Below are 1,889 nucleotides of genomic sequence, written 5' to 3'. Positions count from 1 at the left end.
CCAGAGGGATGAGATCGGTTGGCAGGACGGGATTCCCTGTGACATCCATTGGCATGGAGGTGGTAGGACTGGCGGCAAACAGTAATACGCGCAAACCGCGATCGACCCCCATTTGGATCTGGGCTTTGATCTCCTCAGCTAGGGGCATAGCGGTCGCGAGGATTTCAGGGGCACCGAGGATAAAGGTAGAAAGTGGGGATGGGAAATTAGGGATTAGGGATTGGGAATTAGGGGGTGGGGTTTGCTAGCGAAGGTGAGGGCACTCCATCGCACCCACCAGTATGTCTCTTTAAGAAACGATCGCCCTGCTTCTTATAACTTTCTTATTTTTCTTGTCTACATTTAGCCTTATACAATCCCGATACTTCTGGGCACATATTTGAATCCTAGAAATAGGGGTTAATGTGCTGATTTTTCTAAATCACATGGGCAATCATCTTTAAGATTTGTATCAGACTGCTGAAGTTGCCAGTCAGATGATGCGATCGCTGGTAAGTCGAACTGTGTTTTGAAATCATCTGAATAGAGTATCGGGATAACGAAATACTCAATAACCGAATGGAGATAGAATTCAATGAAAGCTTTAAAAGCTGTAACCTTTCCATCACTTACGGCTGCTGCAATTTTGGTCGGTGCGGCTACTCCCCTTGCTGCCAATGCTCAAGCTGTAGCCCCTGAAGTGGCGACTGCAGCCAGACAAGCCTGTATCAGTTCCGCCGAATCGAAAGGATTTCAGGTGGCCGAGGTGGTTTCTATTGAGCCGAAGCCAGGAGTAGCGGATGCAGCCAATGTGGTGTTAAGCCTGACGAAGGCTGGCCAGCCCTATAAATTAACCTGTGGCTATACCAAGGCGGCTGGCGCTGTATTTGGTGACCATGCTGCAACCACCACGACCACAGATTCTACGACAACTACGACCACCACAGATCCTACCACCACCACGCTTGCTCCAGCTCCCGCCGAAGCTGTGAAGACAGTTCCGCCTGCCAGTCTGACTCCTCTGTGGTGGTTATTACTGCCTCTCATTGGGTTACCCTTACTGCTGTGGTGGGCAAGAGGCCGGGGGGCGACGACGGCAGCGCGGGAAGCTTATACCACTGGACGCACGGAAGCGATCGTCCGCAACAATGGCAACAATTTGAACGTGTATTCTGGCCCTGGTACAGATTACCGAGTAACAAGAACGTTGCGGGATGGTCAAACGGTCTGGTTGTCTAGCCAGTACAATAACAATTGGGCAGAGTTAGAAGATGGTGGCTGGATTCCCACCCAGAATATTGAAACCCCAGCCCTTCGTTACACTCGGTAAGCGATCCTTTAATTGCAGCAACGCAAGATCTTCCAACTCTGCTCCACGGAACTTTCCGGGAGGGTTACCATGAATTTTGATCCATTTATTGCAAAACCCGGTGCCAGAATTAAGCTGAAAGATTTTGATCCACGGTTTATTCGAGGGGTGGAAGAGGGAGATCTGAAGTTGTCGAAAAGTGAACTGAAAAAGCGATCGAATGAATTACTCACCAATGGAGTAAAGCGGCTGGCTGAGTTTCAAGACAAGCTGTATGCCCAAAATACCTATGCGTTGCTCTGTCTGTTTCAGGCGATGGATGCCGCAGGCAAGGACGGCACGATCAAGCATGTGATGTCTGGGATTAATCCCCAGGGATGTCAGGTGTTCAGCTTTAAACAGCCGTCTGCGGAAGAACTGGATCACGATTACCTCTGGCGCTATGCCAAAGCTGTTCCTGAACGGGGACGCATTGGCATTTTCAATCGCTCCTACTATGAGGAAGTGCTGGTGGTGCGAGTGCATCAGCAACTGTTACAGCGGCAGCAACTACCCGATAAATTAAAAAATAGTAAAAAAATCTGGCGACAAAGATTTGAAG

1 protein-coding gene and 1 pseudogene are annotated in these 1,889 nt (G+C 49.4%); both read left to right on the top strand.

Annotated features, from left to right (window positions below; genetic code table 11):
• Positions 1 to 574 precede the first annotated feature (574 nt).
• Positions 575 to 1,309, top strand: a complete 735-nt coding sequence (locus ACUVQO_RS22055) for a hypothetical protein (protein WP_445927972.1) — start codon at positions 575 to 577, stop codon at positions 1,307 to 1,309.
• A 69-nt stretch (positions 1,310 to 1,378) separates the two neighbouring features.
• Positions 1,379 to 1,889, top strand: a pseudogene (locus ACUVQO_RS22050) (polyphosphate kinase 2 family protein); the annotation flags it as partial.

The sequence above is a fragment of the Leptodesmis sp. genome (assembly GCF_052746595.1).
This window is presented reverse-complemented; position numbering and strand designations above follow the sequence as displayed.